This window comes from Chryseobacterium sp. B21-037 (assembly GCF_028570785.1).
GTDB lineage: Bacteria > Bacteroidota > Bacteroidia > Flavobacteriales > Weeksellaceae > Chryseobacterium > Chryseobacterium proteolyticum.
On the sequence record NZ_JALGCB010000001.1, the window covers coordinates 1,497,154 to 1,513,878 of the forward strand.

General features: G+C 33.9%; 19 protein-coding genes. 1 reads left to right on the forward strand and 18 read right to left on the reverse strand.

The genetic code is table 11. The features are described from left to right. Positions 1-54: 54 nt before the first annotated feature. From MTQ00_RS06535 to atpB, 14 genes are all read right to left on the reverse strand, one after another. Complete coding sequence (locus MTQ00_RS06535) at positions 55-330, reverse strand: hypothetical protein (RefSeq protein ID WP_172278476.1); 276 nt, start codon at positions 328-330, stop codon at positions 55-57. Between the two features lie 140 nt (positions 331-470). Continuing rightward, positions 471-1,541, reverse strand: coding sequence for a THUMP-like domain-containing protein (locus MTQ00_RS06540; protein WP_273648195.1), 1,071 nt, complete (start codon positions 1,539-1,541; stop codon positions 471-473). A gap of 260 nt (positions 1,542-1,801) precedes the next feature. Continuing rightward, a complete protein-coding gene (locus tag MTQ00_RS06545; protein ID WP_273648196.1) occupies positions 1,802-2,242 on the reverse strand; it encodes a DinB family protein in 441 nt (146 codons plus the stop codon). Continuing rightward, positions 2,239-3,405: a methylmalonyl-CoA mutase family protein gene (locus tag MTQ00_RS06550; protein WP_273648197.1), complete on the reverse strand. Its 1,167-nt coding sequence runs from the start codon at positions 3,403-3,405 to the stop codon at positions 2,239-2,241. Before MTQ00_RS06550 ends, MTQ00_RS06545 begins: the two co-directional genes overlap by 4 nt. Positions 3,406-3,448: 43 nt before the next feature. Beyond that, a complete protein-coding gene (locus tag MTQ00_RS06555) occupies positions 3,449-3,802 on the reverse strand; it encodes an FtsB family cell division protein (protein ID WP_172278484.1) in 354 nt (117 codons plus the stop codon). Position 3,803: 1 nt separating this feature from the next. Next, positions 3,804-4,418: a uridine kinase gene (udk, locus tag MTQ00_RS06560; RefSeq protein WP_273648198.1), complete on the reverse strand. Its 615-nt coding sequence runs from the start codon at positions 4,416-4,418 to the stop codon at positions 3,804-3,806. A gap of 129 nt (positions 4,419-4,547) precedes the next feature. Continuing rightward, on the reverse strand, positions 4,548-4,853 hold the full coding sequence (locus MTQ00_RS06565; protein WP_172278488.1) for an ATP-dependent Clp protease adaptor ClpS: 306 nt from the start codon (positions 4,851-4,853) through the stop codon (positions 4,548-4,550). 11 nt (positions 4,854-4,864) lie between these two features. After that, entirely contained in the window at positions 4,865-6,223 is a 1,359-nt protein-coding gene (locus tag MTQ00_RS06570) for a hemolysin family protein (protein ID WP_172278490.1), read from the reverse strand. 105 nt (positions 6,224-6,328) lie between these two features. Beyond that, positions 6,329-7,192, reverse strand: coding sequence for an ATP synthase F1 subunit gamma (gene atpG, locus MTQ00_RS06575; RefSeq protein ID WP_172278492.1), 864 nt, complete (start codon positions 7,190-7,192; stop codon positions 6,329-6,331). Positions 7,193-7,278: 86 nt separating this feature from the next. Beyond that, the gene (gene atpA / locus MTQ00_RS06580) at positions 7,279-8,856 is read right to left on the reverse strand and encodes a F0F1 ATP synthase subunit alpha (RefSeq protein ID WP_172278494.1); all 1,578 of its coding nucleotides are present in this window, start codon (positions 8,854-8,856) and stop codon (positions 7,279-7,281) included. An 18-nt stretch (positions 8,857-8,874) separates the two neighbouring features. Next, positions 8,875-9,414, reverse strand: coding sequence for an ATP synthase F1 subunit delta (atpH, locus tag MTQ00_RS06585; RefSeq protein WP_172278496.1), 540 nt, complete (start codon positions 9,412-9,414; stop codon positions 8,875-8,877). Positions 9,415-9,416: 2 nt separating this feature from the next. Further along, on the reverse strand, positions 9,417-9,911 hold the full coding sequence (locus MTQ00_RS06590) for a F0F1 ATP synthase subunit B (RefSeq protein ID WP_172278498.1): 495 nt from the start codon (positions 9,909-9,911) through the stop codon (positions 9,417-9,419). 106 nt (positions 9,912-10,017) lie between these two features. Further along, entirely contained in the window at positions 10,018-10,236 is a 219-nt protein-coding gene (locus MTQ00_RS06595; protein WP_007844726.1) for an ATP synthase F0 subunit C, read from the reverse strand. A 47-nt stretch (positions 10,237-10,283) separates the two neighbouring features. Then, positions 10,284-11,411 carry a F0F1 ATP synthase subunit A gene (atpB, locus tag MTQ00_RS06600; protein WP_273648199.1) on the reverse strand — a complete coding sequence of 376 codons (1,128 nt, stop codon included), beginning with the start codon at positions 11,409-11,411 and terminating at the stop codon, positions 10,284-10,286. 460 nt (positions 11,412-11,871) lie between these two features. On the opposite strand from atpB, the gene ffh reads away from it, so the two are divergent. Beyond that, a complete protein-coding gene (ffh, locus tag MTQ00_RS06605; RefSeq protein ID WP_172278502.1) occupies positions 11,872-13,233 on the forward strand; it encodes a signal recognition particle protein in 1,362 nt (453 codons plus the stop codon). Between the two features lie 66 nt (positions 13,234-13,299). Here ffh and MTQ00_RS06610 read toward each other — a convergent pair whose 3' ends face one another. The 4 genes from MTQ00_RS06610 to MTQ00_RS06625 form a co-directional block, all read right to left on the reverse strand. Further along, positions 13,300-13,935, reverse strand: a complete 636-nt coding sequence (locus MTQ00_RS06610) for an outer membrane protein (RefSeq protein ID WP_172278504.1) — start codon at positions 13,933-13,935, stop codon at positions 13,300-13,302. 234 nt (positions 13,936-14,169) lie between these two features. After that, positions 14,170-14,826 carry an outer membrane beta-barrel protein gene (locus MTQ00_RS06615; RefSeq protein ID WP_273648200.1) on the reverse strand — a complete coding sequence of 219 codons (657 nt, stop codon included), beginning with the start codon at positions 14,824-14,826 and terminating at the stop codon, positions 14,170-14,172. 212 nt (positions 14,827-15,038) lie between these two features. Then, the gene (locus MTQ00_RS06620) at positions 15,039-15,536 is read right to left on the reverse strand and encodes a hypothetical protein (RefSeq protein WP_172278508.1); all 498 of its coding nucleotides are present in this window, start codon (positions 15,534-15,536) and stop codon (positions 15,039-15,041) included. Between the two features lie 194 nt (positions 15,537-15,730). After that, entirely contained in the window at positions 15,731-16,690 is a 960-nt protein-coding gene (locus MTQ00_RS06625) for a PhoH family protein (protein ID WP_172278510.1), read from the reverse strand. Positions 16,691-16,725: the final 35 nt, after the last annotated feature.

Sequence of the window (16,725 nt, forward strand, 5' to 3'; positions counted from 1 at the left end):
AAACAAAAAATGTCCTGCAACCTGGCAAGACATTTTTATATTTTCTAATAATAATTAGTGTTCAGCTTTAGCTTTTTCAGCTTCTACGGGTTTTGCTGCAGCAGTACTGTCTGTTTTTGGAGCTTCTGTTCCATGTTTTTCAGCAACAGCAGCTTCTTTATGTTCAGCTGTAGCATCATGACCATGAGTTTCTCCACCTTTTTGCACATCATCTGAATATCTTTCTGCTCCCTCTTCTAGCTTTAAAGTATTCTTATTTCCTCCAGCTTGTATTTTTTTACAGCTTACTGCTACACTTGCAATGGCTAAACATATAATTAATTTTTTCATATGTAAGATTTATTTTTTTTAAAAGGTCATATGGAATCGCTCTATTTTAGTCTATTCTAAATTATCCCAACAGCCGCGATTTCATGCTTAAATTTTAGATTGCCCAAAATTAAGAAATCCTGCTCCTTTTGACAACATTTTTACACTGATTTTAAAATAATTTTACCTTTTTTGGATTGTGTAAAAATAAGATATCTTTCTCCACCATCCTTCAGGTTGTATTTCTTTTTGATTTCATCTGGTTTCAAAGGATAGTTCTTTGAAATGATATTAAATTGCTCCTTCTTTTTAATCTGCTTATTTCCAATAACTTCCATTTCCATAACTCTTCCCGGAAAGCCTTCAATTTTCTCTGTTGAAGTGTAGATATGAGTGTTGGGATGAAGTTTTTTTAAGGAAAATCGTTCAGATATAAGATTAAACGCACCTGCTTTTAAAATGGAGTTATTTGGCAAATATATAAAACGCTCTGGTTCGGAATATTCTGAATGAACAAATTCTTCATTACCCAATTGAAATACAAAGTCCGACTCTCCACTATCTAAGTTGATACAATGGCACATGACTTTTTCAGGCTCATCATGTGTTAGAAATACGACAACCTCTTTTACCTCATTTTTTAATGCGATAATATCAATTCTTGAAATATTCTTTAATACAGAGAGAAGATATTTTAAATCAATCAGTGGCGATAGTTTTACTACTACCTTATTTGAAATGGATAGTAAATGATCCTGGATTTCAAGAATATTGGGTGAGAGATCTTCTAAAAGAAAAACTTTATTTTTACTACTATCTCTTCTGGCCGGATCCAAATACGTAACATCAAAAACTTCTTTATTCTGCTCAAGAAAATTTTCAAGCTTTAGATTAATAAATTTGGCTTTTTTACTTAAAACCGACCAGTTATGTTCAACTATTTTTAAAAGCTCAGTATTTTGTTCTACTAAGACTATATCATCAAAATTTTGTGAGAGATAGTAGGCATCAATTCCAAAACCACTGGTAAGGTCAATGAATTTTTTCCCACTTATCAAAGTTGATTTATAAATCGCTGTTTTTTCAGAAGACGATTGTTCCATATTGAGCTGAGGAGGAAATATAATTTCATCACGTAATAAAAAAGGAAATTTCTTTAAAGCAACTTGTCTTCCCTTTATTTGATGAACGATTTCCTGCATGCTGACTTCATCAAATGGCGATTTTTTCAATAATAATGAATGTAAATCTGTAGTCAGATTTGCATTTATAAAATTTTGAACCTCTTTTTTTAATATTTCAACCACAGATTTCCCTGATCTACAAAGGTGTTTATGTTTAATTTCTTAATATTCTAAATTTCCATTTATTTTTCTAAATATCCTTTTAGCAATGCAATCAGTATTGAAACCAACTAAAATTTAGAGTTTTAAGCCTGTTAATTTCAAGTAGATCGATAGAGAAGAACACTACAGCTCTAAATAATATAAAATTACCTTTTATAAAAGATATAGTCTGTTAATAATGGCTCAATACCGTTTTGTTTTAATAGAGAATTAATCTGCCCTCTGTGATAAGTAGAATGATTGATCGCATGGAAAAGCATTTCAAAGACACTATTTTCAAATTTTGTCCCCTTTGAGTTCTGATATCCTATTCGGTTATCAAGATTAAAATTCTGAACAATCTGAATACTTGTTAAAAAATTCTGGTGATTGATCTCTTCCAGATCTTCAAGTGGATTGACCTGCCAGACTTCGAAAGTTTCTTCTCCCAATATCCTTGCATTCCAGATTTGTTGAGCATTAATCGTATGATTGATTAATGCAATAGTTCTTTCATCTATTTTCGGCGTATAATCTTTAACCAGCTTAATTATTTTCTGATTATAATGATGTGTATATTCAAATAAATCAACTAGCTTATCGATCATAATTCAAACATTTCCGCCCAACGTACAGGCTTTATCTCTTTTTCAGAATACAATTCATCAATTGATCTTTTAGCTTCCAATTTTGGATAAAGATTCACTCCTATTAATTTGATCTTTCCTTCTTCCACCCACTTCTGCTCTTCAATAGCGTGCTGATAGATTTTTTTCTGAATAACTCCCTGTCTGATTAATTCCAGATAGCCACCCCCGTCTTCTATTTCCAAAAACAGACCCCAGGATTTTTCTGCAATTTGTCGTGTGAGATCTTCAACATAATAACTCCCATTGGCAGCATCTTCAAAAACATTAATGATACTTTCGTAAGCCAACACGATCTGTTGCTTGAAAGAAATTTCCTCTGAATTATCCGTACTTCTGCTTACAAGATAATTATTGCTATAAACCGCATCAGCACCACCAATCATTGCTGCGGCAAGCTCCAATGTGGAACGGATAAGATTATTTTCACTATCCGAAACTGCTTTATTTCTTAATGAAGTTTCAACAAAAATATAAGGGATTTCGTTAAGGTTATATTCTTTTGAAAGCTGGTTAAAGATGAGTTTAAATGCTCTTATCTTTGCCATTTCAAAAAAATAATTTCCTCCTACGGCAATTTTAAAAATCAATTTATCTAAGATTTCAGCTCCAAAAACTTCAATAAGTTCTTTCGTTTTTGCTAATGCTATTCCAAGTTGCTGATAAATTGCAGCTCCTGCATTTTGATGAAGAGAAATATCTATACAAATATTTCTTCTGAAATCTTTAGCTAATAGCTCCCTGGCCAACTGATCATTAATTATTCCATCTTGTTCATTAAATACATCAATCAGCGAAAAGTATTGATCTTCATCCTTTGGGCTGATATGCTCTGCAAGATCTTTATTATTAACGAAAATGGTTTTTCCTTCTAAATTTTCAACATTCTGATTTAAAAGAAATGCAAAAACATCATCTTCCAGACTTTCATGGTACTGGGCAACCAAATGAGTGCTTTCTTCAACTTTGGGAAGATTGACCAAAAGCTGTGGTACAGAATTATAGAAAGGTTTTACTACAATTCCTTCTAGATTTTCTTTTTTCAGAATTGTGTAGATATCTTCTGTTTTAAGTTGCTTTTTTACTAAATTTTCCCAATCAGGAAGGGTATTAATATTTGACATTTAGTGGAAAGTTATAGGATTAAGAGCTTTTATTTTATGAATTTTATTTCTTCGATATTTTAGTGCTATCCACAACAAGAATGAAGATTTCCTCATCAGGTTTTTTCATAAAATAATTTTCTCTTGCGTATTTTTCTTTTTCAGATTTATTATTCATGAGCTTTTTATAAAAAGTATCATTTTTTTCATATTCCGTTTTATAATACTGCAATTGTTCCTGGTATTTACTGATCTCACCATTGAGCTCATTAATTACCAGAAATGATGTTTTATCAAAGAAAATCATCCACACTAAAAACAAACAGATAGTAATAAAATACCTGTTTACAATGTATTTCTGAAGCAGTTTAACGACTTCGGATTTCGGTTGGATGTCTTTAATTAATTTATTTGCCATTTTAGTGTTTTCTCAACGAGTTTTTTATCACAGTAGTTAAAAAATCAATCGCTACAGAATTTTGCTTCATATTAGGGATGATAAGATCAGCCTCATTTTTTGAAGGTTCAATAAATTCCTGATGCATTGGCTTTAAAGTAGTTTGATAGCGATGTAAAACTTCACTTAAATCTCTACCTCTTTCCTGGGTATCTCTTCTAATTCTTCTGATCAGCCTCTCATCAGAATCTGCATGAACAAAAACTTTCAAATCAAATTCTTTCAGCAGCTCTTTATTAGTAAGAACTAAAATACCTTCCACAACCAATACATTTTTAGGTTCTACAGTCACGTGGTCTCCGGTTCTGGAATGCGTAACAAAACTATAAATGGGCTGTTCAATGGGCTCATTATTTTTTAAAGCTTTGACGTGTTTTAACATCAGTTCAAAATCTATAGACTTCGGGTGATCATAATTCAAAGCTTCCCTTTCAGCCAATGTAAGATTATGGTTATCATGATAATAATTATCCTGTGACAAGATGTTCATTCCTTCGATATCAAGCTGTTGGAGTATTTTATCCACAACTGTAGTTTTGCCGGATCCAGTTCCTCCTGCAATTCCTATTACAAGCATTCTTTTTGAGTTTCTATATAGTTGGTACAAATATACTATTTTACTTGAATGCAAGTAAAGTAATCCATCTTTAAATTATATGGAAAGCACATACAAATAAAAACACCGGCAATGATACCGGTGTTTTTGTTATACTATTTCGCTTGTCAGCTCTCTTGAAATCAATTTCTCATGCATAGGCTTCAGTACATCCATAGAGCCTGTTTTTACAGTGCATTTGCCCTTATAATGAATCAGGATCGTACATTGCTCAGCCTGCTCAAATGTATGCTTACAAATTTCCACAAGGCAGTCGATCACATAATCAAAAGTATGTACATCATCATTATGTACAATCAGCTTATACACATCATCCGTTTCTTCCAACACGAGAACTTCTTCCTCGTACTGGCGTTTTGGATTTTCGTAATCCTTTATACTGTTATAAAAAATCATTTTAGAATTATTTAAACTTCCCCTAATTTATCCGCCAAATCATTGATAACATTTGGACCTTCATACACCAATTCTACCAGCTCAACGCTTTTATTATTCATTTTTAGAATTTTAAAATGGTAGTTTTCAATATCAAACTCCTGATTTTCCACAGGAATATCTTCTAATGCGTGGAGAATAAATCCTGCTAATGTATTATATTCGCTTTCTTCAGAAGGAGCCAATTTTTTAGGCAGGAATTCATTAATTTCTTCGAGAGGTTGTGTAGCCTGAACCCAATAGATGTTGTCTCCAATCTTATCAACAATTTTATCTTCGTCATCTTCCTCATCCTGAATTTCTCCCACCAGCTCCTCGAGGATATCTTCAAGTGTTATAATACCTTCGGTACCACCGAATTCATCAATAACAATTGCCAGGTGTTGCTTTTTCTGCTGGAAGATCTTAAGGAGATCGGAAATCTTTTTACTCCCCACTACAAAGAAAGCATCACGCATAAGGGTTTTCAGATCTTCATGATTCAGCTCACCTTTTCTTTTAACAAATTCTCTGATAATCTCCTTTGTATAGAGAATACCGATCACGTTATCAATAGAGTTTATATATACGGGAATTCTGGAATAACCACTATCCATAATTTTATTGATAATATCGTTGATATCTTCCTCAAAATCTATTGATGTAATATTCTGTCGGGGAACCATGATTTGCTTTGCAGAGTGATCTGTAAAATCAAACGCATTCTTAATAATCTCATAGTTTTCCTCTTCTATTTCTCCGCTATCAGCACTTTGTTTTACCAAAAGCTGAAGTTCTTCTGTAGAATGGATTTCCTGCTCAGATGCGGGATGGATTTTCATTAATCTTAAAACCCCGTTCGACATGGAATTCATCAACCAGATAAAAGGTTTGAAAATCGTATAGAAGATCCTCAAAGGAACAGCAGTTGCCATCGTGGTAGCTTCTGATTTTCTGATTGCAATGGATTTGGGAATCAATTCTCCAAACACTATATGCATAATCGTAATAAGAACAAAACTGATGATTAACGATATAGAAGTAACTGAAGCAGCACTTAATTGAAAATTGATAGATATAAAGATATTCTCTACAATATGGTGTAATGCGCTTTCTCCTACCCAACCCAGGGCAAGTGAAGCTAATGTAATTCCTAATTGTGTTGCAGAAAGATATTCATCAAGATGTTTTATGATGTGCTCTGCCTGTTTAGCCATTGAGTCCCCCTCTGCGGCCTTAATTTGAATTTGCGAATAACGAACTTTAACAATTGAAAATTCAGCGGCTACGAAAAAGCCATTAAGTAATACAAGAAACAAGGCTAGCAAAAGCCTGACTATGTCCGAGTCCATTTAGAAAATTATATAAAATTTAGTTTTACAAAGATATAGAAAATAAAAATAACAAAAAAAAGCATCGATATACTCGATGCTTTAATATTTTACTAAATATTTTTCTTATGAATTTTTCAAAGCTTCTGCTCCCGAAACGATCTCAAGGATTTCGTTTGTAATAGCAGCCTGTCTCGCTTTGTTATAGAAGATTACCAAATCATTCTTCAAAGCCTGGGCATTATCTGTTGCTTTATGCATCGCAGTCATTCTAGCTCCATGCTCAGATGCCACTGAATCTAAAACAGCTTTGAAAACCTGAGTTTTTATAGATTTTGGAATAAGGTTATCCAAAATTTCATTCTTGTTAGGTTCAAAGATATAATCTGTTTCTACTTGTGGTTCAGTAGTTTCAGGCATCAGGATAGGAAGAAGTTGCTCTTTGGTTACTTCCTGAGTAGCAGCATTAATGAATTTATTATAAATTAAATAAATCTCATCAAATTTACCCTCCTTAAAGCTGTTCATAACCCCTTCTGTAAGGTTAGAAACTGCATCAAAGTTCAAATTATCAAAAACGGCACTTTCATTAGCATATACAGTACGGCTTCTTCTTACAGCATCATATGCTTTTTTACCGATTGTAAGAACTTCAATATCGTATTGAGAATTATTCTGAAACTGAATATTAAGCTCTTTTACAATAGATGAGTTAAATGCACCGGCAAGTCCTCTGTTTGACGTTACAGCGATAAAAAGCACTCTTTTAACCTCTCTCTTTTGAGCATATATAGAAACCTGATCAGGATCTGAACTAGAGTTTACATTCTGAATGATTTCTTGTAGTTTCTCGGAATAAGGTCTTAACATCACGATTGCATCCTGTGCTTTTTTAAGTTTCGCAGCAGAAACCATTTTCATAGCACGTGTAATTTGCATCGTAGATGAAATTGAACTGATTCTTCCTCGTATTTCTTTTAAGTTTGCCATATTGGGTTAGTTGTTGGTTGTCGGTTGTTGGTTGCTAGTTTTAGAAATTTCTGTCAACTATCAACCAAAAACCATCAACTAATTTTTTAATTATATTTTGAAGCTAGATCGTTAGCAGCTTGCTTAAGAACGTCTGTAATTTCGTTATCAATTTTTCCAGATTTAATAGCAGCCATCGTTTCAGGATGCTTAGATCTTAAGAAAGCGATATATTCCGCCTGGAATTCTTTCACTTTTCTGATAGGAACGTTTCTTAACAAGTTCTCAGTACCTGCATAGATCATTGCTACCTGGCTGTCTACCGGAAGTGGAGAGTTAACCGGCTGCTTAAGAAGCTCCACGTTTCTTTCCCCTTTAGAGATTACAGCTAAAGTAGATGCATCTAAGTCAGAACCAAATTTAGCGAACGCTTCTAGTTCTTTATATTGAGCCTGGTCAAGTTTCAATGTACCAGACACTTTTTTCATTGATTTAATCTGAGCGTTACCCCCTACCCTTGATACGGAGATACCTACGTTAATTGCAGGACGAACCCCAGAGTTGAATAGATCAGATTCAAGGAAAATCTGTCCGTCTGTAATTGAAATTACGTTAGTAGGAATATACGCAGAAACGTCACCAGCCTGAGTTTCGATAATAGGAAGTGCAGTTAATGAACCACCCCCTTTAACCAAAGGCTTCAAAGATTCAGGTAGGTCATTCATCTGGCTTGCGATGTTATCATCAGCGATCACCTTTGCAGCTCTTTCCAATAATCTTGAGTGAAGGTAGAAAACGTCTCCAGGATAAGCTTCACGTCCCGGTGGTCTTCTCAATAGAAGAGAAAGCTCACGGTAAGCAACAGCTTGTTTAGACAAGTCATCATAAACGATAAGAGCTGGTCTACCTGTATCTCTGAAATACTCACCGATAGAAGCACCTGCCATAGCAGAATACACCTGCATCGGAACAGGGTCTGATGCATTAGCGGCAACAATTACAGTATAAGCTAAAGCTCCTTTATCAGAAAGAGTTTTAACGATCTGAGCTACTGTAGATGCTTTTTGTCCAATTGCAACATATATACAATATACAGGTTTCCCTGCATCAAAAAATTCTTTTTGGTTGATGATCGTATCAATAGCAACAGTCGTTTTACCTGTTTGTCTGTCACCAATGATAAGCTCTCTTTGTCCTCTTCCTACAGGGATCATAGAGTCGATCGCAACGATACCTGTTTGTAGAGGCTCAGTTACAGGCTGTCTGAAGATAACTCCAGGAGCTTTTCTTTCCAATGGCATTTCGTATAAATCCCCTGTAATAGGACCTTTACCATCGATAGGGTTACCAAGAGTATCTACTACTCTTCCTAGCATACCTTCCCCTACTTTAATTGAAGAAATTCTGTTTGTTCTTCTAACTGTATCACCTTCTTTTACTAATTTACTTTCTCCTAAAAGTGCAACCCCTACGTTGTCCTCTTCAAGGTTAAGTACAATACCTTCTACATCACTAGAAAATTTAACCAACTCTCCGTATTGTACGTTTTCTAACCCGTATACACGAGCAATACCATCACCGATGGTTAAAACTGTACCTACTTCCTCAACGTTAGATTGAGTGTCGAAGTTGGCCAATTGTTGTTTTAAGATCGCAGATACTTCTGCCGGATTTATTTCTGCCATTGTATGGTTGTTTTTGTCTTAATTTAATTGAAAATCTTTTTTAACCTGATTAAGTTTGCTTTTAACAGATGCATCGATCTGCTGGTCTCCTACTCTTAAAATATAACCCCCTAAAATCTTAGGATTTACATTAACCTTCAAATCAAAATTTGAAGTATTTTTTACCAGGTTTGTAGATCCTAAGATCTGATCAATATTTTCTTTTGAAAGCTCAGTAGCAGTAGTTAAAGTGATTCTCTGTACACCATTAACATCTTCTACTTTATTGATAAATTCCTGAGCGATATTCTTCAACTGGCTTTCACGACCTTGTCTGATAACCAATTTGATTAAATTCTGCGAAGAAAGTGACAAATCTTTGAAAATCTCATCAGCTACTTCTATTTTCTTTTTAGCATCAATGTAAGGTGTAAGGAAAAACTTGTTCAGATCCGCAGATACTGACATCAGCTTTACCACATCTTTCATTTCAGAAAATACAGTAGCCGTTTGCCCTGTTTCATTTGTGAAATCAAGCAAACCCTGTGCGTATCTTTTAGCTACTTTAGATGTAAGCATTATTAGTTAAGGTTAGATTTGTTTAAATAATTTTGAACCAACTCGTTCTGAGCTTCGTTGTTATCTAATTTTTGTTTTAAGATAGACTCAGCGATATTTACAGATAAAGCACCAATTTGAGTTTTAATATCTGCCATTGCAGCATTTTTCTCAGTCTCAATAGTTTGTTTAGCTGCTTCAATCATTTTATCTCCTTCAGCTTTAGCAACATCTTTAGCCTCTCCTACAATTCTATCTTTAATTTCTCTTGCTTCTTTCAGGATAGCATCTCTTTCAATTTTAGCTTCACGAATGATTCTTTCGTTATCAGCTTTAAGATCTTCCATTTCTTTTTTAGCCAATTTAGCTTGATTTAATGCGTCAACAATAGAAGTTTCTCTGTCATTTACTGCATTAACGATTGGTTTCCAAGCGAATTTTGCTAAAAGAAACAACAGGATAACAAAAGTAAGCGTCATCCAAAACAAAAGTCCAATTCCAGGTTCAATAATTCCCATATCTGTAAATTCTTTTTTTAATGTGATAATTTTATGGATATCTTTTTAAAATTCTTAGCAGCAGCCAACCGCTTCACTGCTAAGAATATTCTCTTTTGAGGATAAATTACTTGATGAAAGCACCAAAGATGATCGCGATAAGACCAGCACCTTCAATAAGACCAGCAGCAATAAGCATTGCTCCTTGAATCTTACCAGCTTGTTCTGGTTGTCTAGCGATAGCATCCATTGCATGTCCACCGATTTTACCGATACCAAGACCTACTCCTAGTACTGCTAAACCGATTCCTACGTAAATTAATCCTGCTCCAGTTGATAAATCCATAATAAATAAATTATATTAGTTAAAATTATTTTAAAAATAATGCTCTATTAGTGAGCGTGTTCTTCATGACCATGTTCGTGCTCATGTTCTGCTACAGCAATACCGATAAATAGTGCTGATAATACTGTAAATATATATGCTTGCAAGGCAGCTACCAATAATTCCAATACAGAAACAAATAATGCTAATGGTACTGATGCAAATCCTAAAAACGGAGATTTAAAAATAAAGATCAAAGATATAATAGCCAAGATCATAATGTGACCTGCAGTAACGTTAGCGAAAAGTCGCATCATTAACGCAAAAGGCTTTGTAAAGACACCAATGATTTCGATCGGAACCATAATAGGATATAATAAGATCGGTACCGGCGGCATAAAGATATGTTTCCAATAATCTTTATTAGCACTGAACAAAGTAATCAATAAGGTAATAACAGCCAATACAGCAGTGATTGCAATGTTACCAGTAAGATTAGATCCTCCAGGGAAGAAAGGAACCAATCCGAAAAGGTTATTGAACCAGATAAAGAAAAATGCTGTTAATAAATAAGGCATATATCTTTTATATTTAACTGATCCGATATTCGGGATTGCTACCTCATCTCTGATAAACACGATCACAGGCTCCATTATTTTTCCAAAACCTGTCGGAAGCTGAGATTTCTTATAGTTTCTTGCCATTCCAATGAATACTACCAGCATAAAAATCACTGATAAGAACATTGACGCTGCATTTTTAGTAATGGAAAGATCAAAGTAAACCTTATCTGATTTTTGTTTCCCACCTATTAATGCAAACAAAGTTGCTTTTTCAATTCCTTTAGTAGAAGCCACTTGTCCCTCTTCTAATGTATATCCATCATGTTCATGACCGTGAGCGATCTTGTTAGAAAGGAAAGTATGCCATCCTTCATTATCTTTAATAATTACAGGTAATGGAATTGAAACGTGATGTTCTTCCCCATTATCATCTTTGGTAGTCCATAAATGCCATTCGTTAGAATCACCAATGTGTTCCATGATCATTTTGGTCGCATTAAAGCCCTTTTCCGCTTCTGTATGCTCTACTTTTTCAGCTGCCTTCTCACCTTCAGATTCATGCTGTGCATTAGCTAAACCACTAATAAACACAAATAAAAATGCGAAAAATAATGAAGAAATTTTTCTGTTCATATCTCTTTTTTAATCGTGTGCAAATATATCGATTTTATTAAACTTTACCAATATTAAAAATTGATTTTTATCATCAAAAAAGTCAAGATTTGTTAATGAGTTTTATTATAGATAAGTATATAAGGAACGATGCGATAATAAAGCAAATTACAATAAATAGAAAATTAGCTTTTGTTTTATCAATAATAAGCAAAGAAATAACAAGCCATACAAGATCTTTTGAAAGGTTTACCACCAGAAATTTCATCCCCGCGTCTGGTCTGCCATATAAATATCTTTTAAATATTATATAAACAATACTATTAAGGACTATTATTAAAAGTACAATAATTAAACTATTCCAAATATTCATTTTGCAAAAATAAAATTATAATTTATTAAGCAAAATAAATCTCCGCAATGTATATCATATATATTATTAAAAAATCCTTATTTTTGCAGACTATAATTTATAACACATATGTTTAATAGTTTACAGGATAAATTAGACAAGGCGCTTCATAATATTTCCGGACGTGGAAAAATTACGGAAATCAATGTTGCGGAAACCGTAAAAGAAATTCGTAGAGCATTGGTAGATGCCGATGTTAATTATAAAGTAGCAAAGGATCTTACTAAAAGAGTTCAAGATAAGGCTTTGGGACAAAACGTTCTCACTTCTCTTACTCCGGGCCAATTGATGACTAAAATTGTTCACGATGAGTTGGTAGATCTAATGGGGGGATCCCAGGAAGGCATTAATCTTTCAGGTAAACCTACCATAATCCTTATTGCAGGTCTTCAGGGTTCCGGTAAAACTACATTTTCCGGAAAACTTGCCAATTATTTACATACTAAAAAGAATAAAAAACCTTTATTGGTAGCGTGTGATGTTTATCGTCCCGCTGCAATCGACCAGTTAAAAGTACTGGGCAGCCAGATAGGGGTTCCTGTTTATACAGAAGAAGGAGCTACTAATCCGTCTACCATTGCTGAAAATGCCATCAAGTTTGCAAAAGAAAAAAACCATGATGTTGTAATTGTGGATACTGCAGGACGTTTGGCTATAGATGAGCAAATGATGAATGAGATCAAATCTGTTCATTATTTCATCAAGCCTCATGAAACATTGTTCGTTGTGGACTCTATGACGGGTCAGGATGCTGTAAATACTGCAAAAGCATTCAATGATGCATTAAATTTTGACGGTGTTGTTCTTACCAAATTAGACGGTGATACAAGAGGGGGTGCTGCTTTAACGATCCGTTCTGTAGTTGAAAAACCGATTAAATTCATTTCCACAGGGGAAAAAATGGAAGCTCTAGATCTTTTCTACCCGGAAAGGATGGCGGACAGGATTTTGGGAATGGGAGACGTTGTTTCCTTAGTAGAAAGGGCTCAGGAACAATTCGATGAAGAAGAAGCTAAAAAACTTCATAAAAAAATTGCTAAAAACGAGTTTGGTTTTGACGATTTCCTAAAGCAGATCAATCAGATCAAGAAAATGGGTAATATGAAAGACCTGATGGGAATGATCCCTGGGGTGGGAAAAGCTATTAAGGATGTTGAAATCAGTGATGATGCATTTAAACACATTGAAGCAATTATCTACTCCATGACTCCGGAAGAAAGAAGAAGACCTTCTATTATCAATACGCAAAGAAAACAAAGAATTGCAAAAGGCGCAGGAAGAAAGATTGAAGATGTAAACCAATTGATGAAACAGTTTGATCAAATGGGTAAAATGATGAAGATGATGCAGGGACCTCAGGGTAAACAAATGATGCAGATGATGAGTAAAATGCCTAATATGCCTGGAATGGGCGGAATGTTTGGAAAATAGGAATCCATCAATCAATATAAAAACCGGCTCAATTGAGCCGGTTTTATTTTTTAGTCTGACTGATTATTATTTATCAGATTTCTGAGATTTTGATTTAATGAAGTAAGAAAAACCAATATTAACTCCAAAAGTTTTAACGTTAGTTTTTACATCGGTATTCATAATTGTTTCTTTATTAGAAAACTGATCATATGAAACCCCTAAATTAACCCCTAAAGATTGTGTCGCCATGTACGTTACTCCTCCTTTTACCTTCCATGCCAAACCATCTGTAGTAGTATCAGATGAAACTGAACCATCACCAAAATTTCCTTCACCTGTATTTTTAACAGACGAATATCCGATCCCTGCTCCAAGGAAAGGAACAAACTTGCTATCATTAACAAAGTAATAAGTAGCAGTTGGCATTACAGAAAAATTATTGGTTTTAGATTTGATTCCCTGATATTTTGTTGTAGCACTCATAAAACCTAAGTCAATTCCAACGGCTAACTTATCAATTACAAAATACCCCACTGAAGGAGATACAGAAAAAGTGCTCACTTTAGGCCCATCTATCGATTGTCCGCCAGCTTTAATTGTTGTATTAATGTTGTTAAATCCTAAACCAGTGTTTCCACTGATCACCCAGTCTCCTTTACTCATCTGAGCGTTCGATAATCCAAAAAGTGCAACAGCACCAGTTAGTAATAGTTTTTTCATAGTTATTAAAATTTAATTTATACAGGGTTCTATTTGTGGAAATAGAACTCATTATTAGTTATCATTTGATATAAAAAGTTACAAGCGGCAAATTTAACATAAATTTATCATTTATTTAATATTTAATTAAACAATATTATAATCTCTTTTACACCATTGTTTTCAGAAATTTAAAGCGATAAAAAAAGGTCTGAGCAAGCTCAGACCTTTTTTTATTGTAAAATAATGTACTAATTACTTAGCAAAAACATATTTAACTCCGAAAGTTACAGAAGATAAATTCAATCCGAAGTTATAGTTGTTTGTAGCATCACCATCTTTTGGCTTGTAGTTGTTGTAACCGAACTCACCGATAGTAGCTTCGATAGACCAGTTCTTGTTCAAGAAGTAATCTAAACCTGGCTTCACAGTAACACCAATTTGCGTGTATTTAGCTTCGCTAGAAGTAGAGTTTGAAACTGTAGTATTTCCTGAAGTAGATACTGAGTTATTTTCTAACTTAGTTTTTCCGAACTCCATTGGTACTGCTAATTGTCCGAAGATATATAATTTTTCAGACAAAGTCCAGTATTTTCTTACGAAAGGAGCAACAACGAAAGCTGGCTTCTTAGTGATATTCTCACTTACAGTTGTAGTGTTAAGAATAGTTGTAGTAGTAGTAGCTGTAGTTTTTTCAGTTTGGTAACCAACACCTAAACCAATTGCTAAGTTTGTGTTAACAAAATATCCAACTGTAGGTAATACATTGAAGTTTTCTTTTTTAAGATTACCATTGTTAGATTCTTCTTGAGAATAACCAACAGATCCTGATAAATATGTAGTACCTTTAGCAATCTGAGCATTAGATAAACCGAAAAGTGCAATAGCACTCGCTAATAATAATTTTTTCATTTTAAAAAATTTTAATACTTTCTGAGAGCAAATTTACAGTGGGTCCCTCTAATATTAAAATTTGTTAACGTGATTAATATCATCCAAAAATACTCGCTTTTTACAGGAAAAAAATGCACTTAATATATTATATTATTTTTTTCACAAATTTTTGAATAAAAAAACTCCAATTCTGCAATTGGAGTCCTTAAAATTCGGAATTTTTAATAATTTTATCTTAAATAGAAATTATATCCGATGTTTACAGCGCCTATTGTCCAGCTTGATCTGTATCTTCCAAAATCACGTCTGTTACTAATGCTTTGGTACCCTATATACAATTCACCTTTAGACATCTGATATCCAAATTTCGGTTGTGCATAGAAACCTCCATCCATTCCGTCTTTTACAGAAATAGCATAACCAAGATCCAATCCTACAAAAACAGGAGCTCCTGAGAACTTATACTTTCCTGAAACAGCCACCGGAATAAATCCAAAATCATCAAAGTTATCCTTTCCAAAGAAATGTGAATACCCTGAAGCAACTCCCAGATCCAATCCTTTTGTAATATTCCACATATAAGATGCATCTACACCTAAAGTAAATGATGAAACATCACTGGCATCAGCAACAGGAATTCCGATATGTCCTCCTAGTTTAAAACCTTCTTGCGCATTTACTGCACTTCCTAAAAGCGCAAAAGCGCCCACTAATAATAGTTTTTTCATTTTTAAATAGTTTTGATTGATGCTGCAAAATTAACGTTTATTTTTCATTCTGCCTCCCGTTAAAACACGGATAAAAAAAACACTTACCAGGTAAGTGCTTAAAATTATTTTAAACTAGGGTGAGCGTAATTAATCTTGCTGAATAATTAAACCTATTAATTTCCATCAAATTTAAATCGGCCCTCAATGTTTGATTATTCATTTCGAAGCCTTTTCTCTTCGTCATTATAAGCCAGGATAATTTTCCTTACAACCGGATGTCTTACAACATCCTCTTCAGTTAGATGCACAAAACCAATTTCATTTACACCATGCAAAATCCTCATTGCTTCTTTTAGTCCGGATTGCTGATTTCTTGGCAAATCGATTTGGGTAGGATCCCCTGTTATAATAAATTTAGCGTTCATACCCATTCTGGTAAGGAACATTTTCATCTGGGCATGGGTTGTATTCTGTGCTTCATCAAGAATTACGAAAGCATCATCCAGGGTTCTTCCTCTCATAAAAGCTAAAGGTGCCACTTCAATAACTTTCTTCTCCATAAAACCTTCAAGTTTCTCGTGAGGAATCATATCTCTTAAAGCATCATATAAAGGCTGTAAATAAGGATCTAATTTTTCTTTAAGATCCCCCGGCAAAAATCCAAGGCTCTCCCCTGCTTCTACAGCGGGTCTGGTAAGTATAATTCTTTTAACCTCTTTATCTCTTAAAGCCCTGGCTGCTAAAGCAACACTGGTATATGTTTTCCCTGTTCCTGCAGGTCCTATAGCAAAAACCATATCCTTTTTCTCGGTTTCTTTAACCAGTTTTTTAAGATTAGTCGTTTTAGCTTTTATAATTTTACCATTGACTCCTTTTACAATAATATCCTGATCAAAAATCAGATGTTTTTCATTCTCATCCTTAATATTGAGAATACTCTCTACATCTTTCAGTTCAATAGAATTATTTTTTGAAATAAATTTTACAATATCATCAAGTTTTTGTTTAAATATATCCAGAGCTTCCTGATTTCCTTTAGCTAAAATAGAGTGATCTCTGCCTGTAATTTTTAGTGTCGGAAAGCTTGATTTTAATAAATTGAAATATTGGTTATTAACTCCATAGAAGATTTTCACATCGATATCTTCCAAATCATATGTTAATTCAAACATGTAAGCATTTTTTTATTAGAATCTAAATTTAAAGT

Excerpts from the sequence above, each read along its gene's own strand:
- MTQ00_RS06535 (WP_172278476.1), bottom strand. The coding sequence starts at position 330 with ATGAAAAAATTAATTATATGTTTAGCCATTGCAAGTGTAGCAGTAAGC.
- MTQ00_RS06545 (WP_273648196.1), bottom strand. The coding sequence starts at position 2,242 with ATGATCGATAAGCTAGTTGATTTATTTGAATATACACATCATTATAAT.
- MTQ00_RS06550 (WP_273648197.1), bottom strand. The coding sequence starts at position 3,405 with ATGTCAAATATTAATACCCTTCCTGATTGGGAAAATTTAGTAAAAAAG.
- MTQ00_RS06555 (WP_172278484.1), bottom strand. The coding sequence starts at position 3,802 with ATGGCAAATAAATTAATTAAAGACATCCAACCGAAATCCGAAGTCGTT.
- udk (WP_273648198.1), bottom strand. The coding sequence starts at position 4,418 with ATGCTTGTAATAGGAATTGCAGGAGGAACTGGATCCGGCAAAACTACA.
- MTQ00_RS06565 (WP_172278488.1), bottom strand. The coding sequence starts at position 4,853 with ATGATTTTTTATAACAGTATAAAGGATTACGAAAATCCAAAACGCCAG.
- MTQ00_RS06570 (WP_172278490.1), bottom strand. The coding sequence starts at position 6,223 with ATGGACTCGGACATAGTCAGGCTTTTGCTAGCCTTGTTTCTTGTATTA.
- atpG (WP_172278492.1), bottom strand. The coding sequence starts at position 7,192 with ATGGCAAACTTAAAAGAAATACGAGGAAGAATCAGTTCAATTTCATCT.
- atpA (WP_172278494.1), bottom strand. The coding sequence starts at position 8,856 with ATGGCAGAAATAAATCCGGCAGAAGTATCTGCGATCTTAAAACAACAA.
- atpH (WP_172278496.1), bottom strand. The coding sequence starts at position 9,414 with ATGCTTACATCTAAAGTAGCTAAAAGATACGCACAGGGTTTGCTTGAT.
- MTQ00_RS06590 (WP_172278498.1), bottom strand. The coding sequence starts at position 9,911 with ATGGGAATTATTGAACCTGGAATTGGACTTTTGTTTTGGATGACGCTT.
- MTQ00_RS06595 (WP_007844726.1), bottom strand. The coding sequence starts at position 10,236 with ATGGATTTATCAACTGGAGCAGGATTAATTTACGTAGGAATCGGTTTA.
- atpB (WP_273648199.1), bottom strand. The coding sequence starts at position 11,411 with ATGAACAGAAAAATTTCTTCATTATTTTTCGCATTTTTATTTGTGTTT.
- ffh (WP_172278502.1), top strand. The coding sequence starts at position 11,872 with ATGTTTAATAGTTTACAGGATAAATTAGACAAGGCGCTTCATAATATT.
- MTQ00_RS06610 (WP_172278504.1), bottom strand. The coding sequence starts at position 13,935 with ATGAAAAAACTATTACTAACTGGTGCTGTTGCACTTTTTGGATTATCG.
- MTQ00_RS06615 (WP_273648200.1), bottom strand. The coding sequence starts at position 14,826 with ATGAAAAAATTATTATTAGCGAGTGCTATTGCACTTTTCGGTTTATCT.
- MTQ00_RS06620 (WP_172278508.1), bottom strand. The coding sequence starts at position 15,536 with ATGAAAAAACTATTATTAGTGGGCGCTTTTGCGCTTTTAGGAAGTGCA.
- MTQ00_RS06625 (WP_172278510.1), bottom strand. The coding sequence starts at position 16,690 with ATGTTTGAATTAACATATGATTTGGAAGATATCGATGTGAAAATCTTC.